Source organism: Vibrio rotiferianus CAIM 577 = LMG 21460, assembly GCF_002741985.1.
Classification (GTDB): Bacteria; Pseudomonadota; Gammaproteobacteria; order Enterobacterales; family Vibrionaceae; genus Vibrio; species Vibrio rotiferianus.
The window spans coordinates 67988-92505 of the sequence record NZ_APHW01000108.1 but is presented as its reverse complement, the minus strand read 5'-3'; the positions used below and the strand labels follow the sequence as shown (position 1 = coordinate 92505).

Here is a 24518-nt window from a genome sequence, read left to right as displayed (position 1 = left end):
GAGAAAAAAGAAGGTGAACAATCATAACGTTATCTCAGCATAGGACTCAAGAAAATGAATCGAATATGAATGTTCGAATCAGTAATGGTTCAAATAAGGTTTGTTTTAATAGCATCATCAAAAACGAACACCTATATAGAGAAGCCAAATTATGAAAAACACTGTTATCACTACTATCGCTGTACTTGCTATCGCTCCTACTGTTGCAATGGCGAAAGACGACAACCACGGCCAATCAAGCATTCAATTTAATGGCCCTGTTACGGTAGAGAAAGTCGACGCTTTGATTAAAGATTCAAGCATGTTTACCGAGAAAGACGTGGTTGTAGAAGGTAACCTACTTCGTCAAACGCGCGCCGACCAATTTATCTTCAGCGACGGTTCTGGTGAAATCATGGTTGAGCTAGATGACGATATTCGACTAACGACGCCAATCGACCAAACCACGAAAGTACGTCTGTTTGGTGAGTTCGAAGGTGGTAACAAACCAGAAATTGAAGTAGAGCACCTTGTGGTACTGTAAAGCTCAAGTACCTATGCTTACTGTCTAACCTAGCATAGGTAATCTCAGAAAAGTGATATAAAACACAACTTTGGCCTGCTAATTGCAGGCCTTTTTCTATATTATTGTTTTTTCACTTTATAAAGCCCGGAGACATCATGCTAGCAAAGGCTCTCAAACTAACAGCTATCGGCGTGTGTGCCCTATTACCACTTTCATCACATGCTAATAATTTCAACTACAACATGTTGGAGTTTAGAATGGGGACAAGCCCGGGCACCTTTGGTGGTGAGTTTACAACTTATTTTACTGAAAACACTCACTTTATCATCCGTGGAGATACCGAGTTTAATTCTGATTGGGATGTAGCTGGAGGTATAGGTTTCAATGGCCCAGCAGGTCAATTTGCAGATATATTTGGCCAAATGCTCGTTCACAATATTAATGAAGAAGTCGTCGAACAGTATAGCTCTTACTACGATAATAACTGGCGTGCAGAAGTAAATTTAGGTACCAGAATGTGGTTGATGCAAGATATTGAGGTACATGCTCAATTTGGACAGTTGATTGCAAATGACGGTAACGCAACAACCTACTCTTTAGGGGGCCGTTTTCATTCGACCCAACAACTATCTCTTGGCTTAGAAGTAAGAAATACTGGTGTTTACGGTTCTCAGGTAGCCATGGCTGCAAGATTTTCATTTTAAAAAAAGCCTTCCATATGGAAGGCTTTTTTATTTACTTTTTCTTGTTTGGTTTTTTCTGAACATATTTCTGAGACACATCTATGATTGCCACGTCTCTAAAAAAACTACGCCCAAGTAGAATTGGAAACTTCATATGGCCTCGTTCAGCTAGCGTAAACTCGGTTTGTTCATTCATATCACCAACCTGTATGTACGCCACAACAACCGCTCGCTTATCAACTTCATCACTTGATGACTGCTTGATCTTCGCCCATCGCTCCACCGGTAGCTTGAACTCTTTGCTGGCCTTGCCATTCACATCAATTTTGAACTGTACCCAGTCTTTACCGTCCCGCTCAAACGGTACAATATCTGTTGCACTAATTGACGATGTTGTTGCTCCAGTATCGATACGAGCTTTAAATGTCTGGTCAATAGCTGGTACATAAACCCATTCTTCAGCACCTAAAACCAATTTCCCATCCGGCGTTTTTGTTACCTTCGGTGGCTTTTCAGGCTTAGGCTTAACCTCTGGTTTAACTTCAGGTTTTTGTTCGGGTTTAACCTCAGGCTTAGGTTCAATTTCTGGTTTCACTTCCGGTACATCGACTGGTTGCTCTACCTTTGGTGTATCTGGCTCAACAGGCTCAGTAGTCGTTGGCGTCGACGTACACGCAATAAGACCGCCGCTCATCATTAGCGGCAGAATCAGTTTCCAGTTCTTCATCAACTCTCCCAATTAACGTTGAGATACTTTTTGGATAGCGTCAGCAACGTAAGGAATATGAGTTTCGGTCAAACCAGCGATGTTAATACGACCATCACCGACACCATAAATACCATAATCTTCACGCAGTTGCGCCATTTGGTTTTCACTAAAGCCTAGCACAGTAAACATGCCTTTGTGGCTCTCAATGAAATCAAATTGATCTGTATTATGGTTATTTCTCAACTCGTTACATAAAGTTTGACGAAGATTCAGCAAGCGTTGCTGCATTTCGCTTAGTTCTTGTTTCCAAACTGAAGTCAGATTTGCATCTTGCAGGATCGTTTTTACCAATGCGGCACCATGGTCTGGCGGCATCGTGTAAGTCGAACGCGCTAATGTTAGCAGCTTGCCTTTCGCGTTTGCTACATCCTGGGTGTTCTTACCGATCACAATCGCAGCACCAGTTCGTTCTCGGTACAGGCCGAAGTTTTTCGAACATGAAGTTGTGATCAGCATTTCTTCAACATTGTGAGCCATAAAGCGGAGACCTTTTGCATCTTCCTCTAGACCGTCACCAAAGCCTTGGTACGCAATGTCGACAAATGGCGTAAAACCGTTTCTTTGCGAAAGTTCGGTGATCGCTTGCCACGCAGAGAAATCAATATCCGCACCCGTTGGGTTGTGACAACAGCCGTGCAGAAGCACAACGTCAGAAGGGCCTGCTTTAGATAGGTCTTCTAGCATTTTCGCCGTATCAACTTGTTTCGTTTCTGGTGAGAAGTAATGGTAGAACTTCACTTTCAGTCCAGCTGCTTCCATTACTGGCTTGTGGTTTACATAGCTTGGGTTTGAAATCCAAACTGTCGTATCTGGTTGTGCAACCTTCATTAGGTCACCCAACATACGCAATGCTCCACTCGCACCAGGCGTTTGAATAGCGGCTACACGATCCATTGCTGACGTATCCGTCAGAAGAAGATCGATCATGCTTTGGTTGAATTCTTCACAGCCTGCTAGACCAACGTAAGATTTGGTCTTTTGATTTTCGATAACCACTTCTTGCGCCATCTGAATGGCTTTCATGATTGGTGTTTCGCCAGCACTGTTTTTGTACACGCCAATACCAAGGTCAACCTTGTTTGGACGTTCATCGCCGCGGTATGCGACGGAAAGAGATAAAATAGGATCTAATACGGGAGTTGGTAGATTAGAAAACATGAAAGTCATAACCCTTTGAAATTCAAGTATCGAACCTCACGGTAACACTTTCGTTAAAAATGGCGAAACTATTTTTCACTCATTTCGCCAATTAGAGTACAAAATTCTGGTGACTGCGGAATTTTATGAACTCAATCGTTCACAAAAAGTACAACTCACTAATCAAAGTGCGAATCAAGCTTTCCGTTTTTCCTAAATTCACGTGGCGTCATGCTCGACCAGGCTTTAAAACGCGTACTGAAGTTCGCCCCTGTTGGGTACCCTACTATCTCGCCGATATGTTGAATCGACCATTCAGTTGACCGCAATAAACGCGCCGCATATTCCATTCGCATGCGGGTTAGGTGCGCCATTGGACTTCGTCCAAACTGCTGCTGAGTCAAACGGTGTAGGTGTGGTTCAGAACATGGGTACAACGCAGCAAGTTGTTCAACCGTCCAGTCTTTGTGAAGCTGCCTTTGAACCAAGTCAAACACACGACGCAGTTTTAATTGATTACGTGATATAGAATCTGAATGTGGCATGTTCAGCATGAGTTCGAGCTGAGCAACGCTATGCGCCCCCACCTCACCGCCATAATCGATAGGCAGATTAATACTACGTAATAGCGTTTGAATGCAGGAATACATCACTTCTGGTGCCGATGTAAGTTGATATTCGATTTCTTCATTGACCATCGGCCATCCTTTATTTTGAGAAAGGAATACCCACGCGATTTGCCACGTTTCATCTTCCATTCCAAAGCCATTTTCAATGCCCGCGGGCACGATCACTAACGATCCTGGCTCCAGATCATAGCGGCAGGCACCGCTCTCTAACCAACCTTTGCCGCGGACAGTGTAAAGCAACATGTGTTTCTTCTGGTTTTTGCGGTAAACAGAAAAGAACTCTCGACAAGTGGCGATACCACACTGGACGATCCCCCTTTCTTCGAGGGCAAGGACTCGCGTATGGTCAACGAACTCTTGGTAGGTCTTCTCTGAAATTGTGTAACGTTCTTGCTTTTCTTCCATGATTCGATGGCTCACAAGTGCACTAAGGGCAAGCGTGCTCTATCAAACAATCGACAGACACTGGATAGTTTGACAAAACTTTTGGATGTATTTGAAAAATACAACGTCAAATCATGGGGATAAACTACTCGCATTGTTCTTAAAGGAGAAATGCGATGCTCTTAACACGCGAATACATAGACAAAGCATTTTGGAAAAAACTGGTTGCAATTGGCGTTCCTGTGTCACTGCAATCCATGTTGTTTTCTCTGCTGGGTGCTGTAGACATTTTTATGGTGAGTCAACTTGGTGAATCAGCCACTGCAGCTGTTGGTGTTGGCAACCGAATCTTTTTCTTTAACTTGGCCGTCGTATTCGGATTGTGTGGCGCAGTGACGGTATTAGCGTCTCAATATTATGGCTCTGGCAACATGGCTGGTATACGTCGAACACTTGCCCAATCTTGGTTTATTTCGATGCTTGTTACCTTACCATTCATTTGGCTGTATGTGGTTTATGACAAAGAGATTGTCTCATTCATGGCAAATGACCCTGAGTATGTTAGCTATGCTCGTGAATATCTGGTGGTGACTGGATTGAGTTTATTAGGCACCGCTGTCGTCGTACCTATTGAGTCAGTCTTGAGATCAGTAGGCGAGGCAAAGATGCCAACTTATGTAAGCATTGCTGCCATCGTTGTGAATGTCTTCCTCAATGCGGTTTTAATCTTTGGTTTACTTGGGTTCCCACAATGGGGCGTATTTGGAGCTGCTGTCGGTACTTTTATCTCGCGCTTTTTCCAAACTGCAGTGCTGGTTTACTTCTTTTGTCGTCGATATTCACATCTTCTTCCTACTCGTTCAGATTGGCTTGAAGGGACATTAAAGAGGTACAGAAACAAATATTTCAAAGTGTCGATGCCAATGTTGATCCACGATGCGTTGTGGACCGGCGGCTTGATTGTCTACAGCATTATTTACGGTCAATTAGGTGTCACGGAGCTTGCGATTATCTCTTTCCTATCCCCGATTGAAGGTGTATTGATTTCAACCTTTATGGGATTTGCTGTCGCTGCATCCGTACTGCTGGGCAATGACATTGGTGCTCAAGAGTATGACCGAGTGGAGAAAACCGCTTGGTGGTATGTGTTTACCAGCGCTGTGCTCGCAACAATATTATTCTTAGTTGTTTGGGCGTGTTCACCATTGATTTTGAACTTACTTGAGATGAGTCCACTTACCGATAAGCAAATGGCACTAAATGTATGCTTGGTGTTAGCACTAGGTATGATTCTGCGAGTGTTCAACATGGTCGGCATCGGCGGCGTGTTGAAAAGTGGCGCAGATATCCGCTATAGCATCTTCATCGACACGTTTGGTCAATGGGCGATTGGTATTCCACTCACTTACTACACTGGAATGGTATTAGGTTTACCACTGCACTGGGTGTTGATGTCCCTACTTGTTGAGGAACTAGTGAAAGGCATTCTGACCACCCATCGCATCCAGTCTAAGCGTTGGATTAATAATATGGTTGAAGACGACTCCGGAGTGACAGCGTAACTACAAGATTATGCTATGTTTATACAAGCAAGAGCTAGCATAAGTCTCTGTTTATAATGAATAGCTTTAAAGAACTCACACCAAAAGGGCACATTCGAAATGTACGAATGTGCCCTTTTCTTATTTGGATCTTGCTCGAAATTGAACGACTAGATATCCGTAAAGCGATGGATAATTTGATTCGAGCTGCCTCGCCATTCTAGATTGAGGTCTCGTTTATCTTGCTCATATTTGCCATCAATTAATGTGTCGATGTATTGCGTCACTTCACGCTGTTCATCGTTTAGCTCTTCAAGCGTGTAACCCGTCCAAACCCAAATGTCTTTGCCTGGGCACTCTTCTCTTACCCGTTTCACGAGCTTAAGAATGTGCGGCACGTTTGCTGGATGCAGAGGATCACCACCAGACAGAGATAAACCACGGCGTTTGATGCGCGTGTCGTTTAAGTCTGCGATGATTTTATCTTCAGCTTCTTGCGTGAAAAACACACCCGAGTCCAAACGTTGTGTCGACTGGTTATAACAGCCGCGGCACTGGTGTACACAGCCCGACACAAACAGCGTGCAGCGTGTACCTGGTCCGTTAACAACGTCGATTGGATAGTATTGGTGGTAGTTCATAATCGTGCCTTGTTTTGCTGGCTAGAAAAGAAAATCAACCCACGACAGGTTGATTTTCATTATTAGGTTCGAGCTTGAGTTAACCTTATAGGTGCTTAACTCGACGCTTCACTTCTTCTTGTTTACCAAAGTTAAACGGGCGTGCATCTGGGCTGCCTAGGTAGCCACAAACGCGGCGTGTTACTGACACTTTCGTAGAGTCATGGTTGCCACAGCTTGGGCAAGTGAAGCCTTTACTTGTACAGTCAAACTCACCGTTGTAGCCACACTCGTAACACTCATCGATTGGTGTGTTGGTACCGTAGTAAGGAACACGTGTATAACTGTAATCCCATACGTTTTCTAAAGCTTCAACGTTACGCTGCATGTTCGGGAACTCGCCGTAACAGATAAAGCCGCCGCTTGAGATTTCTGGGTAAGGCATCTCAAAGTCGATCTTGTCGTATGGGTTCACCTTCTTCTCTACATCTAAGTGGAAGCTGTTGGTGTAATAACCTTTGTCTGTTACACCTTTAATCACACCGAATTCTTTTGCGTCGATGCGGCAGAAACGGCTGCATAGGTTTTCACTTGGTGTTGCGTATAAGCTGAAACCATAGCCAGTTTCATCAGCCCAACCATTAACCGTATCTTTTAGGTGCTTGATAATAGATACTGCTTTTTCACTCAGAACCGCATCGTCGTATACGTGCGCTTCTGTACCGAATAGCGCGTTGATTGTCTCGTGTACACCGATGTAGCCAAGAGAGATAGAAGCTCGACCATTCTTGAAGATCTCTGCGATAGAGTCATCGGCTTTTAGGCGAACACCACACGCACCTTCCATGTATAGGATTGGCGCTACACGTGCTTTCACGTTTTCTAGACGCTGGATACGTGTCTCTAGTGCTTTACGAGCAAGGCGAAGACGATCGTTTAGTAACTCGTAGAACTTCTCTTCACTTCCGTTTGCACGGATAGCGATACGAGGAAGGTTCAAGCTCACTACGCCAAGGTTATTACGGCCTTCGTGGATTAGCTCACCGTTCTCTTCATAGGTACCTAGGAAGCTACGACAACCCATTGGCGTTTTAAATGAACCTGTCACTTCTACTACTTTGTCGTAGTTAAGAATGTCTGGGTACATGCGTTTTGTCGCACACTCAAGCGCAAGTTGTTTGATGTCGTAGTTTGGATCTTCTGATTTGTGGTTCAAACCATCTTTAATACCAAATACCAGTTTCGGGAATACCGCTGTTTTACGGTTTTTACCTAGACCGGCAATACGGTTCTTCAGAATAGATTTCTGGATAAGGCGAGATGCCCAGCTTGTACCAAGACCGAAACCGAACGTAACAAATGGTGTTTGACCGTTTGCGGTATGCAGCGTGTTTACTTCGTATTCTAGAGATTGGAACGCGTCGTAACACTCTTTTTCTGTACGCGCTTTTGCAAACTCTTCAGGCTGCGCAATATCCCATTCTTTAGCGATCTCTAGGTGTTTCTCATAGCTTGTCATTACGTACGGTTCTAGTACTTCATCAATACGGTTGATGGTTGTACCGCCGTAGATGTGGCTTGCTACTTGAGCAATAATCTGTGCTGTTACCGCTGTTGCTGTTGAAATTGATTTTGGCGTATCAATCTCAGCATTACCCATTTTAAAGCCATGAGTCAGCATACCTTTCAAATCGATAAGCATGCAGTTAAACATTGGGAAGAACGGTGCGTAATCCAAATCGTGGTAGTGGATATCGCCCACTTCGTGCGCTTGAACCACATCTCGTGGAAGGATGTGTGTCTTCGCGTAGTGTTTCGCTACAATACCTGCCAACAAGTCGCGTTGAGTCGGAATTACTTTGCCGTCTTTGTTCGCGTTTTCATTGATTAGGTCTAGGTTGCTTTCTTCAATCAAACCTTCAATTTCGCGAGTCAGTGCGCTTTGCTTCTCACGCGCGATGTCGCGATCGTGACGATATTCAATGTACGAACGCGCAAGTGACTTGTAAGGACCTTGCATGAGTTCATTTTCGACTAGATCTTGAATCTCATGAATGTGAACCTCATCGTGACCCTGTAACTTAAGCTCAACAGCAAGCGCAACATTTAATGCATGAATTGCGATATCTTTGTCTTTTTTCTCCGCTGCAGATTCCACTGCTGATTGAATACGATCCCTGTTAAACGGAGCTCTTGAGCCGTCACGCTTGATTACGATTGGTTTCACTTTTTCTCCTTACCCAGAATGTTCACAGACTTATCCACAAACACACTATATAGGGCTAATTTTTATTCGACTGACACAATATATTGTGGCGTATTTAACGAGAAGCACCAATTGAAAACATTGATTTTGATCAATAAAAATTGGCTAGCGGATAAGATCAAATCGATCTTATCGGAGTTGATCTCAGTTGCGAAGAAAACTGTGAAAATTGCAAAATTGGAGCGAAATCCACTTGCTTTTTTTAGAGGTCTTATAGGATAAAGGATGGAAAGGAATGCGCTAAAAAATAGGAGTGCAACAGACCAAAATGCGATCACTTTTTGTTACGACGATATTACTTTTTAGTTCTTTTTCATTTGCTCAAAATTCAATCAAATTAACCAGCTGGAATATTGAATGGTTATCTATAGATGGCAGTAAAGTTTCTAGAACATCACAAGATTTTGAAAAACTGAACCACTATGTGGATAAAACCCAGGTGGACATTCTTGCTTTCCAAGAAGTAGAAAGCGCCGCTGCTATACAAAAAGCCGTTGGTAATGATTTCACTATCTATCTGTCTGATCGCGCTAACAAGTCTAACCAACATCTTCAGTTCAACGACACCAATCAGTACACGGGCTTCGCAGTGCGTAGCGGTGTGAGTGTGTTAGATAAGCCCGATTTTTCTATCACACGAGGCAATAGCAAACTGCGCTTCGCTAGCTACCTTGTTTTGAATCCAAATCAAGATGAAGAGACTCACCTACTCTCTGTACATCTAAAAGCGGGTTGCAGTGGCGCGTATCGCAATAACCGCGATTGTAAGATTGTGAAACAACAAGGACAGGCGCTAGCCAAGTGGATAAAAGCGCGCGAGGACAATCAACAACAATATGTCGTACTGGGCGACTTTAACCACAACCTAGGCTATCGAGGTGATTGGTTATGGGAAGTGCTATCGGATAATACCGATGCAAAGCTAGTGACCAAAAACACCAAAGCGGAATGTAAGGTGCGTTCTAATCGTAACCCGAATAAAACCCACCAATTCCGCTCAGTGATAGGCCACATCATTGTGAGCGGTGATTTAAATGCATCTTCTGGTGTGCAAACCGTTTTCAAAACACAAGATGTGCTTGACTATAAACTGAGTGACCATTGCCCGGTGTCTACAACGCTCACTTTTTAGCATTGAAGAACTCTTTAGCCACGAACCATTCTTTTAGCGGTGAACGAACCGACCAGCATCGCTGCAATAAATAGCAGGACTTGCGTGTTGCCAGTGAAAAGGCTGGCAACCGCAGGACCCGGACACACTCCCAGCAAGCCCCACCCGATACCAAACAGTGCCGCACCAACAACTAGCTTTTTGTCTATCGCTTTTGAAGTCGGACATATGATCTCATCACCAAACACAGATTCGCTTCTTGGCTTTATTAATAAAAGATAAGCTGGAACGAATACCGCAAGTGCTCCGCCCATAACGAAGGCTAAGCTTGGATCCCATGCACCAGTGATATCAAGAAAACCAATCACCTTTGCCGGATCAGCCATACCGGAAATCACCATACCAATACCAAAAAGAACACCAGAAAATGCAACGATGGAAATTTGCTTAACATTTTTCATAACGACACTATTCCTCACGATACTAGCAAGACGGTTAACATGGCTGTTGCCATAAAAGTACACGTCGCGACAACAGAACGGACAGAGAAACGCCCCATCCCACAAATACCATGACCACTCGTACAACCATTACCTATACGTGTACCGATTCCGACAAGTAAACCAGCAACGACAACCAAACCAAGAGAACCGCTGTACTCAGTTGGTACGTGTCCGCCAATGGCATAAACGGCAAACACACCGCCCAATGCCATCGCAATTAAGAAGACAATTCGCCAAACGCGGTCTGCATTCTCAACTGCACCATTTAAGATCCCACTAATTCCAGCAGTCTTACCAGTAAATAGCATCAATATGACTGCCGATGCGCCAACCATTATGCCGCCTAATAACGACATCCAAGGAACTTCAAACATAGCTACCACCAAAATAAAGTTTGAATTATTGCTTACAGAAAACTTGGTTAAACGCTTCAATAAGCGGCCCAACTCTTTCATCTGAAATGGAATAGAAGACGTGCTGAGAAACCTTGCGGGCTTTGATAATGTCGTGTTTTCTCAAAACGGTTAAATGTTGTGAAAAAGCAGATTGGGTTAAAGTAGAACCTTCAAACAACTCTCCAACCCCTTTTTCGCCCTCTATCAGCTTGCACATTACAATTAAACGCTCTGGATGAGCCATAATTTTAAGTAGATCACTCGCTTCAGTTGCGCTTTGTAGCATACTGTCGCCCATTCTTATGCCCCTTCATCAATACGTTAACTTTTATTAGATATTACTAATTAACATTATTAAGTCAATACTAATGTAGAATAAATAACATTAGACACTGCTAATTTATTTAAGTAAGGTGTAGGCGTTTTCGATCATTCAGTAGGAGAAATCCATGAGCAAAATCGTGATTATTGGTGGCGTTGCTGGCGGTGCGTCTGCAGCAGCTCGTGCCCGTCGTCTTAGTGAAGACGCAGAAATCATTATGTTTGAACGCGGTCCATTTGTTTCTTTCGCAAACTGTGGTTTGCCATACCACATTGGTGGTGACATCCAAGAACGCAGCAAATTACTACTTCAAACTCCGGAGAGTTTTTTAACCCGCTTCAACGTAGACGTTCGTGTGATGAACGAAGTGGTTTCAATTAATCGTCAAGACAAAAGCGTAACCATAAAGAACTTACTTGATGGTTCTGAATACCAAGAAAGCTACGATTTTCTTCTATTAAGCCCTGGTGCAGGTCCAATTGTGCCGCCTATTCCAGGTATTGATAACCCATTAACGCACTCGCTGCGCAATATTCCGGATATGGATCGCATCATCAAAACAATTGAGACTAACAAAGTTGAACATGCAACGGTTGTTGGTGGAGGGTTTATTGGCTTAGAAATGATGGAAGCATTCCACCAGCTAGGCGTGAAAACCACATTAGTTGAGATGGCGGATCAAGTAATGACGCCAGTAGACCGTGAAATGGCTGGCTTCGCTCATGCCGAGATTCGTGAGAAAGGCGTCGACCTACGCTTAGGTGTTGCCCTTTCTTCGGTCGAATACGTTGCAAACCAATCTGTCGCTAACACAGAAGCAGGTGAAGATGATGAGCATCAACACCTTCAAGGCAAGCTAACACTATCACTCAACAATGGTGAGCAACTGGATACCGATATCCTAATCATGGCGATTGGTGTGCGTCCTGAGACAAAACTTGCACAAGAAGCGGGTCTACAAATTGGCGCCCTCGGCGGTATCTACACCAACGAATACATGCAAACCAGCGATCCCTCAATCTATGCGGTTGGTGATGCAGTCGAAGAGAAAGACTTTGTCACTGGTGAACAAACGCTTGTTCCCTTGGCAGGTCCAGCAAACCGTCAAGGCCGTATGGCGGCAGACAACATGCTTGGTCGCCAAGAAACTTACCAAGGAACACAAGGTACTGCGATCTGTAAGATCTTTGATTTAGCAGTGGCTTCTACCGGTAAAAATGAGAAACAGCTTAAACGTGAAAACATCGCTTATGAAAAAGTGTATGTTCATGCCGCAAGCCATTCTAGCTACTACCCTGGTTCAGAAACTGTATCATTCAAAATGTTGTTTGACCCTGCATCCGGCAAGATCTTAGGGGCGCAAGCCGTAGGTAAAGATGGTGTCGATAAGCGAATTGACGTAATGGCCGTAGCTCAACGTGCCGGAATGACCGTAGAACAGCTTCAGCATCTTGAGTTAACTTATGCGCCACCGTATGGCTCTGCAAAAGACGTGATTAACCAAGCAGCTTTTGTTGCCAGCAACATCATTAAAGGCGATGCAACTGCGATTCACTTTGATGAAATCGACAACCTGTCAGAGGACCAAGTTCTGCTTGATGTTCGTAATCCGGGAGAATTGGAATCTGTAGGTTTCATTGAAGGCGCGATCAATATTCCTGTCGACCAACTTCGCCAACGTATGAATGAACTGCCGAAAGACAAAGAGATCGTGATTTATTGTCAGGTCGGTCTACGCGGTAACGTCGCTTATCGTCAACTTGTAAACTCAGGGTTTAAAGCATGTAACCTGCTTGGCGGTTATCGTACCTATAAGTTCGCAAGAGCTTAATCTCTAATTCTGCCTAGTTAGACAAAGGGGCACGTTATGTGCCCCTTTCTACATTTCGGATTCGACTAAATGAATAATTCTGGTCGCTTTTTCGAAGTGGTCAAGTTGATGAGTTTGAATCCACCAGGTTGCGGCTTCCATCAATAGCTCAGGATTGTCATTCTTATTAGCGAAAAAGGCATAAAAGGACACGCCAACATTGTCGCCTTTCTGCTCTATTTTCTTCTTACACACCTGAATGATTTTGTCTCTTAACGCGATGTTCATTGCCTTTCCCTTTCTCTTTGCGATAGCAAAATTAACCCAAAACAAGAATAACTGTATTTATATACAGTTATTCTTAGTAAGGCAAACAAACATAATCATCTAGATGAATATTCTCGCGCGAAGACCTAATACCCAAGTGCTACTTTTGTTCGAAAATGCTGGGTCTTTGATGTACTGAATATCCGGTGTGATTTGAATGTAGTCGTTCAACTGCATGTTGTAGTAAAGCTCGGCGGTAAATTGTTCAGAGTCATCCACACCATAAGCGTGTTCTAGGTTATCGTTTACATGGCTCCAGTTAACCGCGAAGCCTAGGTTGTTGGTTGGTTTACCTAAACCAAAGTAACCAATCCCCACCGTTAGCGAGCGATCATAAAGCGCTACATCACCTTCCGAGAAACCACCGCGAACAAATGGCATCAATTGCTCTGTAGCAAAATAACTTGCTGAAAAGTTAATACCCTGCCCGCTGTCTTTATTCGTTAGGTTATGCTGCGTGTCGCCATCCAAATGCCACGCCGTTAGGTGGACGTTATCGGTATAGATTTGATCTTGAGAAGCCGTCCAACCCAGTTCAAACGTCGTAAACAATTTATGATCGTTGAATAAGGTATCGAAGCCATCAAAAGGATTGTCTGAACGACCTTTACCATCAGCCACACCAGCAACCATATAGAAGTTATCTGTCAGCATGTGTCCAACGGCTAAGCCAAGAATACCATCATCAGGCAGACCAATTGCCCCTCCGCCTGTACTGAAAGCAAGGTTAGTAAAACCTGTCCAAGGACTGGCTAATGCATATGTATCAACATAGTCACTTGTATCTAAAAAGCCGACCATGAACGCGGTTTTTCCACCATTCAGTTGCTGCTGCCAGTAAAGGTTGGTTAAACGCGCGCCTTGATCGCTATATGCAGAACCAATCATGCCCGCGTAACCTAACCCGTTACCGATAAAGCTAAACTCTTTTGGCGATAATTTACTGTAAGCATGGCGGTGTTCCACTTTCCAAACCAATCCACCAGTATTACCAGATTCAAGACCTACCAAATTCCAACTACCATAAAAACGCGCTACGCCAGCACTTGCGGCATCTTCACCGGCACTTTGTGGGTCAGAGGCCGTTAAGCCAAGCGCTTGGTAATCCAAACCAAACGTTAAGTTATGATCTTCGGCTAGCAACTCTCGCCATGTGCGTTTTTCGCGAGTGTTTTCTGTTATAGTATTGTCTACCGAATTTGGGCTACCGAAGTTTGCCGCATTAACCGATGACGCCATTACAAGTGAAAGAGCGATAGAACTAAGCTTTGGAACAGTTACTTTCATATCTGGCTTCTCATTAAGTTGATGTATACAACAAGAGTTTAATGATTCAGATTTTTGAAAATTGCCATTAAGCGACAGCTCACTGCTTTCTGGATTTTCTGTATTCGATTCTTACTGATAAGGTCGAATAGAGACATCATCCATTTGGTAAATAGTCTCTACGTTTGCAGCTCCATCCGAATAAGATACATCCGCTTTGGTCTTTTTAATGTGCAGATCCCCTTTAACCCAAATAGGTTCGTAAAGAGATGTGAGCTTTAGGCCTTTCGGGTAATCGACTAATACAATCTGGTTTGCTGGTGGTGGTGGCGTATGGATACAAGCGCCCATGGTTGGAACAAGAAAGAATTTTGTGACAACGTCATTGTTAAATTCTACAGGCGTTACAAAACCAGGAATTTCATACGTTTCTTCTGTTAGTGTTACGTTTGGCGTCGACGCTAGCATGCGACGATGTTGAGTAATTTCTTTGCGCTTTTTGAACAGCCATTCAATGTTTAAATCGTCAGCTTTTAAGCTATCTTCCAACTCTTTCATGGTTTGCTTTTGCTGGTCATTGAGATTTTGAGAATCGCGATACCTAGCAAGAGAACCAAGTTCGAAAAGCTGTTGATCGGTGAGTTTTACAAATGGGTCTTCAATTTGAGGAACATTCACCGGCAGCAGTTGCTCCCAGCTCAATTGATCGGCAGATACATTCGATGAAGCTAGCAAAACTAAGCCAGCCAATAGGTACTTCTTCATACGTTCCCTTGAATAGGTTCTTTGTCTTTTTGAGAAAAATTTGGGGACAACCTGTGCCCCCAAATAGTCGAAAGAGTTTACTACAAGGTGTTCTTGTGGATCTTGCCGTCTTTCATAATTACTTTGAATTTATCTTGGTAATCGTTAAGAATTGTGATGTCTTGCAGAGGATTTCCGTCCACCAGCACAACATCAGCATAAGCCCCCGGCTCTACCACGCCTAGTTTTCCGTATTTATAAGGGTTCATACCACCCGACCAGCTCAAGACTTCCGCTGCGTTCGATGTGCCCATTTTCATGATCTGATACGGCGTAAACCCGACTTTTTCCATCCATACCATATTGTCTGCTTGGCGTGTATTGTAAGCCGGACCAAACATATCGCCGCCCGTCACAATCAACAGGTCGTATTTACGTGCCCATTCAAACATTTGTTTCGCGCCTTCGTTTACCTTGGTCGCTTTGGCTTTTTGATCTGGACTGAAGAAGGTGATCTTTTCAGGTTCGGCAAACGCTTCGAGAGACATCACCGCTTGTGCAGAAAGTGCTACGCCCTTCTCTTTCATTCGCTTAATGGTTTCCTCAGAGATAAGGAAGTTATGCTCGATGACTTTGACGCCAGCATCAATGGCACGGTTAACCGAACGATCATGATAAGCGTGGGCCATCACATACGTGCCGTAATCTTCGGCGACGCCTACAATCGCTTCCATCTCTTGTTTGGAGAATTGCGTCATGTGAATTGGATCGAACTCACTCGCAACACCACCGCCAGCCATGATTTTAATTTGAGTTGCTCCTGATCGAAGGTTCTGACGTGCGGCTCGGCGAGCTTCCGTTTCGCCATCGACGATATAGCCAAAACCATGACGTTCAAGATCATCAACACGCCCAGGAACATCGTTAAAGCTGCCTGTATCCGCGTGACCACCAGTTTGGCTCAAGAAACCGCCAGCTGGGAACAATCTCGGCCCTTCAAGCAAACCATTGTTGATTTCTTTTGCTATCCCAAGAATATTGCAGCCAGCATCACGAGCGGTCGTAAAGCCTTGGTCGAGATACTACATCATGGAGACATGAGCACGAGCGCCCATCGCCATTTGATCATAACCATCTCTACCAACCAACATACCCTCCTGAATGCACATGTGGGAGTGCATATCGATCAAGCCAGGAATCATGGTTAAGCCTTCACCGTTAATCGTCGTAGTTTTCTTGTCGGTTTTAATTGGCTTCGATGAGATTTCCTTAATCATGTTATCCACGACTAAGACGTTCTGGTTTTGAAGTAGCTTTTCATCCGTACCATTAAAAACATCCACGTTAGTAAACAGTGTCGAGGCTGCATTCGCGTTTAAGGCAAATGCACAAGATAGCGCAATGAAAGAAAGGTTCTTCTTAGAAATTGTCATTATTACACCTACGTTTTTGGATAGTTGGGGTCCATTTCCTATAACTTCCCTGTAAGAACAGTGGTGTTATGAGGGCGCCTGATTCAGTGATAACCAAAGACAAATAATCACCAAATACAAAAAGTACATATGAAACAGACGGCTTACGTTAAAACTAGGAGTAATAATGAAGAAGTTCAAGCAGGGTTAATTGCCTTTACATGACAACATGCGATATTAACTCTGTAATGTGAATTCACACTAAAACCTCCAAAAATCCAGAGGCTTTATGTGTTAGTAATGATTACAAAGACTGACGATATGCTTTAGGCGTGAGATTCATCATTCGCTTAAATGCTCGGGTGAAATGAGCAGAATCTGAGTAACCTGTTTTAAGCGCTATATGTGTAATACTGAGGTCTCGGTCAGCTAACAGTTCTAGTGTTTGTTTAAACACTAGTCCTTCAATCACTTCGCGATATGTTGTGTTCTCATTTGCTAGGCGTCTTTGAATGGTTCGAGCATTCATATCAATCAATTCACCAGCAAACTGAATCGAGATTTTACCCATAGAGAGGTATGGGGTTAGTGCTCTTGCTAAGGCGGCACTAAACTTATCGTCATCACCACGAATAGCTGTATGATGAACGGCTTGTGATGGCGAAAAAACTATCGCTTTATCAATCCATTCATTAGGAATAGAAATTGCGGTAACGGGGCGTCCAGTAAAAAACTGGGCACTTTTCATTCCCGGGAGTTGGTGGAACGGCTCTGCTTCGACATCTTGGATTCCGACTTCTGCTAGTCTCCATTGCGTACCAATCAACTTCTTCAACAATTCATTCATAAACATGGCAGAGAACATTTCTGCATAACGAAACCACTCTCTATCTGCGTTCTGCTTTTCTCTAACGAGCCACCATTTACCGCCACTAGATTGGACAGAAATACTGACGTTATCGGAGATCTGTTTTAGCAATTCAGAGACTTCTTCTAATGCCGCTTTAAGTGAGTGCGTTTGGGTAATTTGATTGGCAAACCTAGGAACGTAGATGTCGTGGCAAAGCGTCCAAGTTAGCAAGGCAAACTTCTCAGGCGATGCACGCTCACCTAAGGTTTGGAATACTGACTTTAGTGCACTTTCCGGTACAAACGTATCAAGGGAATTGTTGGACAAAATATCTTGTGGCATACGTGCGGTTTCGAGTAAGGAATGAATATCGCCATCGAGTTCGTTGAGCATCGTGGCAAACAACTTTACTTCTTCCGAGTGGACCAAAGGGATATCTGTATTGGGCATGCAAGCTATCATCTTAAAATACCGAGGATTATTCTAGTTTATGCACAAACGTCCATGCTGTCATTAGTCGCGCCCTAAGTGCTATGTGATATTGAGAGACGACTCACTCAGGGTTAGACGAGTCTATTCGTCTAGATATGAGAACATAACTCTGCAGCCATATTAATACTTGCCAATTCACGCCATATATACTTATTCGCACTTCTATTTATAGAACTATGAATGTGACGATTTTCACGCTTTCAGGTTCAATTTTAGTTTTCTAGGAATTTTTCCTAGTCGATCTAAGCCCTCCTCTCATGTGGTTCAAAAGCGGACTCTCTACAATCGCCGACAGTTAAAAGAAAGCGAGCACGCAAGTGCATCACACTAATACAAGAGAGTTCACGATGTTAAAATTCCTTGAACAAGTCCGGAAGCCTACCCTAGACCTTCCAGTCGAAGCGCGTAGAAAAATGTGGTTCAAACCATTTATCCAATCTTACCTAGTGGTATTCATTGGTTACTTGACCATGTACCTGATCCGTAAAAACTTCAACGTCGCACAAAACGACATGATTTCTACTTACGGTTTGTCGATGACAGATCTAGGTTTGATTGGTCTGGGTTTCTCGATCACTTACGGTATCGGTAAGACCGTGGTTTCCTACTATGCCGATGGTAAGAACACCAAGCAGTTCCTTCCTTTCATGCTTATCCTTTCTGGTCTGGCAATGCTTGGTTTCAGTTTCAGCATGGGCGGTGGAAGCGCGAGCTTGTTCTTGATGGTGGCGTTCTACGCACTAAGTGGTTTCTTCCAAAGTACTGGTGGCCCTTCTAGTTACTCGACCATTACTAAGTGGACGCCGCGTAACAAGCGTGGTTCTTACCTAGGCCTTTGGAACATGTCTCACAACGTAGGTGGTGCAGGTGCTGCTGGTGTCGCTCTGTTTGGTGCTAACTACTTGTTCGACGGTCACGTAATCGGCATGTTCGTATTCCCTTCTATCATCGCGATCATCGTTGGTTTCATCGGTATGCGTTTTGGTAATGATTCTCCAGAAGCATATGGTCTAGGTAAAGTAGAAGAGCTATTTGATGAAGCAGTCAGCGAAGAAGACGAAGCGGCTGAAGAAAATCAAATGACTAAGAAAGAGATCTTTGTTGAGTACGTTCTAAAAAACAAAGTAATCTGGCTACTTTGCTTCGCAAACATCTTCCTTTACATCGTGCGTATCGGTATCGACCAATGGTCAACGGTTTACGCATACCAAGAACTTGGTCTATCAAAAGAAGCTGCAATCTCTGGCTTTACCCTATTCGAAGTGGGTGCGTTAGTCGGCACATTGATGTGGGGTTACCTGTCTGACCTTGCAAACGGTCGCCGTGCGTTAGTGGCTTGTGTTTCTTTGGGTTTGATCATCGTATCACTAGAGTTCTACCAACACGCAACCAGCGAGTTCATGTACCTAGCGTCGCTATTTGTTCTTGGCTTCCTAGTGTTTGGTCCTCAACTTCTTATCGGTGTTGCTGCGGTTGGCTTTGTTCCTAAAAAAGCAATCAGTGTTGCAGATGGCGTCAAAGGCACATTCGCTTACCTAATTGGTGACAGCTTCGCGAAACTGGGTCTTGGTATGATTGCAGATGGCACACCAATCTTTGGTCTAACTGGTTGGAAAGGCACGTTTGCTGCCCTAGATACCTCCGCCATGATTTGTATTGTTTTGCTTGCTTTCGTAGCTATCGCGGAAGAGAAAAAGATTCGTCAAAACAAGAAGAAGCTTGAACTCGCCGAAAACCAAGCTTAACCAACTCGCGCGCTTTGCCAGTCAAAGCGCGAGATCATTAAATAAACTGGGTCAATTTAGTATCATTGTAGGTTTTTATTGAGCTCTCTATATCAAAGGTGCCAAAGGATTGTCTCCTATCTCGCGCCAATTGGTATTGAGCTCATTTTCGTTTGTGTATTGCTGAAGTTTGGTATTTAAGATGATTAACGTAGCGCTTGTCGATGACCATGTCATTGTTCGCTCTGGATTTGCTCAGTTGTTGAGCCTTGAAACAGATATGAATGTTGTAGGTGAATTTAGCTCGGTAGCAGAAGCTCGAGTGGGATTACCTGCGTGCAAGCCAAATGTAGTTATCCTAGATATCTCGATGGCAGACGAAAGTGGGCTTACCCTACTCTCCGAAATCCCTTCTGGCATTGCTTGTGTCATGCTTAGCGTACACGACTCTCCCGCAATGGTTGAAAAGTCACTCAAACTGGGCGCGAAAGGTTACCTAAGTAAACGTTGTAGCCCTGACGAGTTGATTCAAGCAGTAAGAACCAGTGCATCGGGCGGTTGTTACTTAACGCCGGATATTGCATTGAAGCTCGCGACACCAAGTGACAAAGCAGCGACGCTAACTCAACTGACTCGCCGAGAAAACGAAGTGTGCCAATTGCTGGCTCGTGGTTTAGATGTGAAGTCCATCGCCACTGAGCTTGGCTTAAGCCATAAAACGGTTCACGTTCACCGTGCAAACGCCATGGATAAGCTTGGCGTGAAGAACAACGTTGAGCTCGCCAAATTATTCTCGCAAGAGTCGTTTTAATGCGTAGTTACACCATCACCTCCATTTGCGGTTTATTCATGACAGGATGCTCGTGGTTCTGTCTGTGGGTGATCGCTTATTACTTTGTGAACGATGCGGAGCTGGCGATCTTGTTGTTTCCCTTCGCGTTGCGTTTGGGTCTAACACTGCACACACGCACAAAGTATTGGGCAACGATTTATCTCGCCGAATGGGGGTTGACCGTTGCACTGGCTCTGCTGCTTGAACAGCCGCAATGGTTAATGGTGTTGGTAGCCAGCGTATTAAGCATTCCCGTGGTTTACCTTGCTAAGCATTATTACAAAGGCGATCAGAATCAGCACTTAGCGGTGATGGCGGTCGTGTTGCTCGTCACATCTTGCATTAACGTACTTGCGGTTGGTTATCACGTCCAATCTGTCTATATGGCATGGTTGGCGAGCATTGCTGGCGGTTTGTTGGTGCTGCCGATGTGTTACTTGCTCTGGAATTATCTCTTCCAAAGCCCTTGGTCACCGCTGACCTCGAACTTGTTAGCCAACGAAGTTCAATTCAAAGTTCGTCATATTCTACTTTATAGCGTGCTGTTGATTGCCAGCATTTTGGTTCAAACCAGCTTGCCTGATGAACTGGCTCGATTTGCACCTTTCTGTATGGCGATCCCAATCATTGTCTTGGCACTGCGTTACGGTTGGCAAGGTGCACTGCTTGCGACCATGTTAAACAGTATTGCCTTGATTGCTGCGCGAAGTGGTGTTTCTAATCTAGAAATCACTGACCTTCTGTTGTCCCTTTCGGCGCAAACCTTAACGGGAATCATGCTCGGTTTAGCGGTGCAGAAACAAAAAGACCTTAACCAAAAGCTTCGTGGCGAATTGTCGAGAAACCAAACCTTGTCCCGACAGCTCATTCAAGCAGAAGAGTCGGTACGCCGTGACGTGGCAAGAGAACTGCACGATGAGATTGGTCAGAACATCACAGCGATTCGTACCCAAGCCAGCATCATTAAGCGCGTTGATAACGCAGAAATGAACACGCGCTGTGCCGACATGATCGAGAACCTCTCACTCAATGTTTATGACACCACCAAACATCTGCTGAGCAAACTGCGTCCGAAAATGCTCGATGATTTGGATTTGAAAGATTCCGTTCACCAGCTAACCCGTGAAATGGAGTTCGACAATCATGGCACTCGCGTGGTGCTTGATTGGCAAGGCGACTATGAGTCTTTGGGCGACACGTTAAAAGTCACCCTATTCCGTTTGTGTCAGGAAGCGTTAAACAACGCAGCTAAATACGCGAATGCGACGTCTATCGTAATCGAGTTGTCTATTGACGAGAGCATTTCGTTGAACATCGCTGACAACGGCATTGGTTTCAAAACCGAAGACTGCATGAAAGGCATGGGCGTTCGCGGCATGCAAGAACGTGTGCAAGCGCTTGGTGGAAAAATGTATATCTACTCTTTGAACGATCATGTGGATGGTACGCAAATCGCCATCACATTACCTAAGGTGTAACGAGCATGTTTGGATTATTTCAGTCTCCGAGCTATAACCAAGCTCCCCTTAGCAAAGACCAAGTGGATGAACGTTATCGTTATTGGCGTCTGCACATCATGCTAGGCATGTATCTTGGTTATGCAGGCTTTTACTTCACTCGTAAAACCTTCAACTACGCTGCACCCGCGATGATTGCTGATTTAGGTTTAGATAAAGCCGATATCGGTATGATTGGTACGCTTTTCTACATCACCTATGGTTTATCGAAGTTTATCTCGGGCACCATTTCTGACCGTTCTAACCCTCGCTTTTTCATGGGGGTCGGTTTAATTGCGACGGGCTTGATCAATATCGCATTTGGCTTCTCTAGCTCTTTGGTTGCACTCGCAGCACTGTGGGTAATGAACGCTTGGTTCCAAGGTTGGGGTTGGCCTTCGTGCTCTAAGTTACTTACCACTTGGTATTCACGCTCAGAACGTGGCTTCTTGTGGGCAATTTGGAACACCGCTCATAACGTAGGCGGCGCTTTGATTCCCCTACTCGTGGGATTTCTTACATTCCATTACAGCTGGCGAGAAGGCTTTATCGTACCGGGCGTTATCGGCGTGATTCTTGGTGTGGTTGTTTGTTGGCGCTTGCGCGATAAACCGACCACTCAAGGACTGCCAACGGTTGGTCAATGGCGTGATGACAAGTTAGAACTGGCGCAAGAAAATCACGGGCAAGGTCTTAGCTACAAAGAGATCCTCAAACAATACGTGTTCAACAACAAGTACATTTGGTTACTCGCGTTCAGTTATGTTCTGGTTTACATCGTGCGCACTGCCATCAATGACTGGGGGAACTTGTACCTGACAGAACAACACCACTACAGCCTAATCAACGCTAACGCTGCGCTGTCGATGTTTGAGATTGGTGGCTTTGTTGGTTCTCTGGTGGCTGGTTGGGGCTCGGATAAACTGTTCGGTGGTAACCGAGGCCCAATGAACCTCTTGTTTGCCGCAGGTATATTCTTATCTGTCGCTGCACTGTGGTTGATGCCATTAACCAACTTCGCGTTCCAAGCTGCGGGCCTATTCTCGATTGGCTTCTTCGTATTTGGTCCACAAATGTTGATTGGCATGGCGGCAGCGGAATGCTCACACAAAGATTCCGCTGGTGCTGCCACAGGCTTTGTTGGTTTGTTTGCTTACATGGGTGCCGCACTTTCTGGCTACCCATTGGCATTGATTCTTGAAGAATACAGCTGGACCGGATTCTTTATCACTATCTCGGTATGCGCAGCCGTTATTGGCTTGTTGTTATTACCGTTCTTACAGGCTCAACCTTCCAGAAAGCCGCTCGCTCCCAAGCTTAGGTTGTAGACACATCATTGTAGAAGCGACTTCTACACCTCTTAGGGTGAGTTAACCGCTCACCCATCTAATCTCCACTATTTTTTGCTTCCGATTCAGTTCGGAGGGTTTTCTACGGGTAAAATTCATGAATTCGAATACTATTTCATCAAAATGCTTCTTCAAAATGGACAATAAAATCCAAAACTACGACTGGGGAAGCCGCACAGCTATCCAAGATTTGTTTGGTTTTGCTAACGAAGCTCAACAACCTCAAGCCGAGGTTTGGATGGGCACGCATCCAAATGGTTGTTCTATGATTGAAGAAGGAAGTTCGTCAGTTTCATTGTCAGAATTGATCAAGCAAGATCCATCTGCATTTCTATCGCAAAGCGCGACTAAAGCCTTTGGTGACCTACCTTTCCTCTTCAAGATTCTTGCCGCAGATAAAGCGTTGTCGATTCAAGTGCATCCAAACAAGCAAGATGCAGAGCTTGGTTATGCAAAAGAACAACAGCTAGGTGTACCGCTGAATGCATTTAATCGTAATTACAAAGATGCCAACCACAAGCCTGAGCTGGTTTACGCCCTAACAGAATACCAAGCGATGAACGGCTTTCGTCCGTTTGATGAAATCATCGCTGAGTTCCGCCAGTGTGACATTCCCGAGATTAACGGCTACCTAGAACAGTTTGAGCGTAACCCTAACCAAGACGGCTTGTGTCACTTCTTCGTGGAGATTCTTTCTATGGAAGAAGCACGTAAGGTTAACGCAGTGGATCACTTATTAAGTTACGCAGCAATGAACAAAGAACGTTCAGTATGCGAATTGATTTTAGACCTTGCTGATCAGTACCCAAATGACGTTGGTTTGTTTGCTCCAATGCTACTAAACGTTATTACGCTCAAGTCGGGTGAAGCCATGTTCCTAAGCGCAAGAACGCCCCACGCGTACATTAAAGGCACCGGTCTTGAAATTATGGCGAACTCAGATAACGTACTTCGCGCTGGTTTGACACCAAAACACATGGATGTGGAAGAACTGGTTAAGTGCACCGACTTCATTCCAAAGCCAATGAACACGCTACTAACCAAAGCAGAAATCAAAGGCTGTGAGCATCACTTTCCTGTTCCTGTGCAAGACTTCAAGTTCTCTGTAATCCAAGAGCCAAAAGATCAACAAGTCGAGATGAGCAGTGCGGAAATCTTGATGCCGATCGATGCGGACGTAACACTACTCGCAGAAAGCGGTGAAACATTAGTACTTGGTAAAGGGCAATCGGCTTTCATTCCTGCTTATGTAGGGAACTACACAATCAGTTGCGAAGGTCGCGTCGCTCGTGCGTTTAATGGCTAAGTTCATTACCTCTTAAAACAAAAATGGCGGAGACTCTTCAGCTCC

Annotated in this window: 24 protein-coding genes; 10 read left to right on the top strand and 14 right to left on the bottom strand. The window is 44.4% G+C overall.

Translation table 11 applies throughout. The features are described from left to right. The first annotated feature begins 151 nt into the window (after nt 1-151). Together B853_RS22770 and B853_RS22765 are read left to right on the top strand one after the other, a co-directional pair. The gene (locus B853_RS22770; RefSeq protein ID WP_038883114.1) at nt 152-523 is read left to right on the top strand and encodes a YgiW/YdeI family stress tolerance OB fold protein; all 372 of its coding nucleotides are present in this window, start codon (nt 152-154) and stop codon (nt 521-523) included. Nucleotides 524-660: 137 nt separating this feature from the next. Beyond that, nucleotides 661-1209 (top strand): hypothetical protein, encoded by a 549-nt coding sequence (locus B853_RS22765; protein WP_038883116.1) that lies wholly within the window; start codon nt 661-663, stop codon nt 1207-1209. A gap of 31 nt (nt 1210-1240) precedes the next feature. On the opposite strand, the gene B853_RS22760 is transcribed toward B853_RS22765, so the two are convergent. From B853_RS22760 to B853_RS22750, 3 genes are all read right to left on the bottom strand, one after another. Then, entirely contained in the window at nt 1241-1915 is a 675-nt protein-coding gene (locus tag B853_RS22760; RefSeq protein WP_038883119.1) for a putative ATP-dependent zinc protease, read from the bottom strand. 12 nt (nt 1916-1927) lie between these two features. Further along, entirely contained in the window at nt 1928-3115 is a 1188-nt protein-coding gene (locus tag B853_RS22755) for an amino acid aminotransferase (RefSeq protein ID WP_038883120.1), read from the bottom strand. Nucleotides 3116-3273: 158 nt separating this feature from the next. Next, nucleotides 3274-4128: an AraC family transcriptional regulator gene (locus tag B853_RS22750; RefSeq protein ID WP_038883121.1), complete on the bottom strand. Its 855-nt coding sequence runs from the start codon at nt 4126-4128 to the stop codon at nt 3274-3276. Nucleotides 4129-4283: 155 nt separating this feature from the next. On the opposite strand from B853_RS22750, the gene B853_RS22745 reads away from it, so the two are divergent. After that, complete coding sequence (locus B853_RS22745; RefSeq protein ID WP_038883122.1) at nt 4284-5669, top strand: MATE family efflux transporter; 1386 nt, start codon at nt 4284-4286, stop codon at nt 5667-5669. Nucleotides 5670-5818: 149 nt separating this feature from the next. Here the strand turns inward: B853_RS22745 and nrdG are convergent, their stop codons facing one another. Both nrdG and nrdD read right to left on the bottom strand, forming a co-directional pair. Next, the gene (gene nrdG, locus B853_RS22740; RefSeq protein WP_038883124.1) at nt 5819-6289 is read right to left on the bottom strand and encodes an anaerobic ribonucleoside-triphosphate reductase-activating protein; all 471 of its coding nucleotides are present in this window, start codon (nt 6287-6289) and stop codon (nt 5819-5821) included. An 85-nt stretch (nt 6290-6374) separates the two neighbouring features. Continuing rightward, entirely contained in the window at nt 6375-8495 is a 2121-nt protein-coding gene (gene nrdD, locus B853_RS22735) for an anaerobic ribonucleoside-triphosphate reductase (protein ID WP_038883126.1), read from the bottom strand. Between the two features lie 307 nt (nt 8496-8802). Here nrdD and B853_RS22730 point away from each other — a divergent pair, with 307 nt between their 5' ends. Then, nucleotides 8803-9666 carry an endonuclease/exonuclease/phosphatase family protein gene (locus tag B853_RS22730; protein ID WP_038883128.1) on the top strand — a complete coding sequence of 288 codons (864 nt, stop codon included), beginning with the start codon at nt 8803-8805 and terminating at the stop codon, nt 9664-9666. A gap of 14 nt (nt 9667-9680) precedes the next feature. Here the strand turns inward: B853_RS22730 and B853_RS22725 are convergent, their stop codons facing one another. The 3 genes from B853_RS22725 to B853_RS22715 are packed head-to-tail and all read right to left on the bottom strand — an operon-like array spanning nt 9681 to nt 10841. Beyond that, complete coding sequence (locus B853_RS22725) at nt 9681-10106, bottom strand: YeeE/YedE family protein (RefSeq protein ID WP_038883130.1); 426 nt, start codon at nt 10104-10106, stop codon at nt 9681-9683. Nucleotides 10107-10120: 14 nt separating this feature from the next. Then, on the bottom strand, nt 10121-10522 hold the full coding sequence (locus tag B853_RS22720; protein WP_038883131.1) for a YeeE/YedE family protein: 402 nt from the start codon (nt 10520-10522) through the stop codon (nt 10121-10123). Nucleotides 10523-10547: 25 nt separating this feature from the next. After that, nucleotides 10548-10841, bottom strand: coding sequence for an ArsR/SmtB family transcription factor (locus B853_RS22715; protein ID WP_010451739.1), 294 nt, complete (start codon nt 10839-10841; stop codon nt 10548-10550). A gap of 151 nt (nt 10842-10992) precedes the next feature. Between B853_RS22715 and B853_RS22710 the strand changes: the two genes are divergently transcribed. Continuing rightward, nucleotides 10993-12696, top strand: a complete 1704-nt coding sequence (locus B853_RS22710; protein ID WP_038883132.1) for an FAD-dependent oxidoreductase — start codon at nt 10993-10995, stop codon at nt 12694-12696. Nucleotides 12697-12744: 48 nt separating this feature from the next. Here B853_RS22710 and B853_RS22705 read toward each other — a convergent pair whose 3' ends face one another. The 6 genes from B853_RS22705 to B853_RS22685 form a co-directional block, all read right to left on the bottom strand. After that, nucleotides 12745-12963 (bottom strand): DUF6500 family protein, encoded by a 219-nt coding sequence (locus tag B853_RS22705; protein ID WP_038883134.1) that lies wholly within the window; start codon nt 12961-12963, stop codon nt 12745-12747. Between the two features lie 99 nt (nt 12964-13062). Beyond that, nucleotides 13063-14289: a carbohydrate porin gene (locus B853_RS22700; protein ID WP_038883135.1), complete on the bottom strand. Its 1227-nt coding sequence runs from the start codon at nt 14287-14289 to the stop codon at nt 13063-13065. 111 nt (nt 14290-14400) lie between these two features. Further along, nucleotides 14401-15033: a DUF3299 domain-containing protein gene (locus B853_RS22695; protein ID WP_038883138.1), complete on the bottom strand. Its 633-nt coding sequence runs from the start codon at nt 15031-15033 to the stop codon at nt 14401-14403. 80 nt (nt 15034-15113) lie between these two features. After that, nucleotides 15114-16028 (bottom strand): metal-dependent hydrolase family protein, encoded by a 915-nt coding sequence (locus B853_RS22690; protein WP_249027438.1) that lies wholly within the window; start codon nt 16026-16028, stop codon nt 15114-15116. 66 nt (nt 16029-16094) lie between these two features. Continuing rightward, the gene (locus B853_RS26625) at nt 16095-16445 is read right to left on the bottom strand and encodes a hypothetical protein (RefSeq protein WP_227741879.1); all 351 of its coding nucleotides are present in this window, start codon (nt 16443-16445) and stop codon (nt 16095-16097) included. A 283-nt stretch (nt 16446-16728) separates the two neighbouring features. Beyond that, a complete protein-coding gene (locus B853_RS22685; RefSeq protein ID WP_038883140.1) occupies nt 16729-17724 on the bottom strand; it encodes a helix-turn-helix domain-containing protein in 996 nt (331 codons plus the stop codon). Between the two features lie 389 nt (nt 17725-18113). Between B853_RS22685 and uhpT the strand changes: the two genes are divergently transcribed. The 5 genes from uhpT (at nt 18114) to manA (ending at nt 24473) form a co-directional block, all read left to right on the top strand. Continuing rightward, on the top strand, nt 18114-19511 hold the full coding sequence (gene uhpT, locus B853_RS22680; protein ID WP_038883142.1) for a hexose-6-phosphate:phosphate antiporter UhpT: 1398 nt from the start codon (nt 18114-18116) through the stop codon (nt 19509-19511). A gap of 181 nt (nt 19512-19692) precedes the next feature. Further along, nucleotides 19693-20301 carry a response regulator transcription factor UhpA gene (gene uhpA / locus B853_RS22675; protein ID WP_005435246.1) on the top strand — a complete coding sequence of 203 codons (609 nt, stop codon included), beginning with the start codon at nt 19693-19695 and terminating at the stop codon, nt 20299-20301. Further along, nucleotides 20301-21800 (top strand): signal transduction histidine-protein kinase/phosphatase UhpB, encoded by a 1500-nt coding sequence (gene uhpB / locus B853_RS22670; RefSeq protein ID WP_038883143.1) that lies wholly within the window; start codon nt 20301-20303, stop codon nt 21798-21800. Before uhpA ends, uhpB begins: the two co-directional genes overlap by 1 nt. Nucleotides 21801-21805: 5 nt before the next feature. After that, nucleotides 21806-23146: an MFS transporter gene (uhpC, locus tag B853_RS22665; protein WP_038877356.1), complete on the top strand. Its 1341-nt coding sequence runs from the start codon at nt 21806-21808 to the stop codon at nt 23144-23146. A 118-nt stretch (nt 23147-23264) separates the two neighbouring features. Beyond that, a complete protein-coding gene (gene manA / locus B853_RS22660) occupies nt 23265-24473 on the top strand; it encodes a mannose-6-phosphate isomerase, class I (RefSeq protein ID WP_038883146.1) in 1209 nt (402 codons plus the stop codon). The last annotated feature ends 45 nt before the right edge of the window (nt 24474-24518 follow it).

What these genes read in the sequence shown, in the direction of transcription:
- B853_RS22745 (WP_038883122.1), top strand. Translation starts at nt 4,284, where the DNA reads ATGCTCTTAACACGCGAATACATAGACAAAGCATTTTGGAAAAAACTG.
- B853_RS26625 (WP_227741879.1), bottom strand. Translation starts at nt 16,445, where the DNA reads ATGACAATTTCTAAGAAGAACCTTTCTTTCATTGCGCTATCTTGTGCA.
- B853_RS22760 (WP_038883119.1), bottom strand. Translation starts at nt 1,915, where the DNA reads ATGAAGAACTGGAAACTGATTCTGCCGCTAATGATGAGCGGCGGTCTT.
- B853_RS22700 (WP_038883135.1), bottom strand. Translation starts at nt 14,289, where the DNA reads ATGAAAGTAACTGTTCCAAAGCTTAGTTCTATCGCTCTTTCACTTGTA.
- uhpB (WP_038883143.1), top strand. Translation starts at nt 20,301, where the DNA reads ATGCGTAGTTACACCATCACCTCCATTTGCGGTTTATTCATGACAGGA.
- nrdG (WP_038883124.1), bottom strand. Translation starts at nt 6,289, where the DNA reads ATGAACTACCACCAATACTATCCAATCGACGTTGTTAACGGACCAGGT.
- B853_RS22730 (WP_038883128.1), top strand. Translation starts at nt 8,803, where the DNA reads ATGCGATCACTTTTTGTTACGACGATATTACTTTTTAGTTCTTTTTCA.
- B853_RS22755 (WP_038883120.1), bottom strand. Translation starts at nt 3,115, where the DNA reads ATGTTTTCTAATCTACCAACTCCCGTATTAGATCCTATTTTATCTCTT.
- B853_RS22725 (WP_038883130.1), bottom strand. Translation starts at nt 10,106, where the DNA reads ATGAAAAATGTTAAGCAAATTTCCATCGTTGCATTTTCTGGTGTTCTT.
- B853_RS22705 (WP_038883134.1), bottom strand. Translation starts at nt 12,963, where the DNA reads ATGAACATCGCGTTAAGAGACAAAATCATTCAGGTGTGTAAGAAGAAA.
- B853_RS22710 (WP_038883132.1), top strand. Translation starts at nt 10,993, where the DNA reads ATGAGCAAAATCGTGATTATTGGTGGCGTTGCTGGCGGTGCGTCTGCA.
- uhpC (WP_038877356.1), top strand. Translation starts at nt 21,806, where the DNA reads ATGTTTGGATTATTTCAGTCTCCGAGCTATAACCAAGCTCCCCTTAGC.
- B853_RS22770 (WP_038883114.1), top strand. Translation starts at nt 152, where the DNA reads ATGAAAAACACTGTTATCACTACTATCGCTGTACTTGCTATCGCTCCT.
- B853_RS22720 (WP_038883131.1), bottom strand. Translation starts at nt 10,522, where the DNA reads ATGTTTGAAGTTCCTTGGATGTCGTTATTAGGCGGCATAATGGTTGGC.
- B853_RS22765 (WP_038883116.1), top strand. Translation starts at nt 661, where the DNA reads ATGCTAGCAAAGGCTCTCAAACTAACAGCTATCGGCGTGTGTGCCCTA.
- uhpA (WP_005435246.1), top strand. Translation starts at nt 19,693, where the DNA reads ATGATTAACGTAGCGCTTGTCGATGACCATGTCATTGTTCGCTCTGGA.
- B853_RS22715 (WP_010451739.1), bottom strand. Translation starts at nt 10,841, where the DNA reads ATGGGCGACAGTATGCTACAAAGCGCAACTGAAGCGAGTGATCTACTT.
- B853_RS22685 (WP_038883140.1), bottom strand. Translation starts at nt 17,724, where the DNA reads ATGCCCAATACAGATATCCCTTTGGTCCACTCGGAAGAAGTAAAGTTG.
- B853_RS22695 (WP_038883138.1), bottom strand. Translation starts at nt 15,033, where the DNA reads ATGAAGAAGTACCTATTGGCTGGCTTAGTTTTGCTAGCTTCATCGAAT.
- uhpT (WP_038883142.1), top strand. Translation starts at nt 18,114, where the DNA reads ATGTTAAAATTCCTTGAACAAGTCCGGAAGCCTACCCTAGACCTTCCA.
- manA (WP_038883146.1), top strand. Translation starts at nt 23,265, where the DNA reads ATGAATTCGAATACTATTTCATCAAAATGCTTCTTCAAAATGGACAAT.
- B853_RS22750 (WP_038883121.1), bottom strand. Translation starts at nt 4,128, where the DNA reads ATGGAAGAAAAGCAAGAACGTTACACAATTTCAGAGAAGACCTACCAA.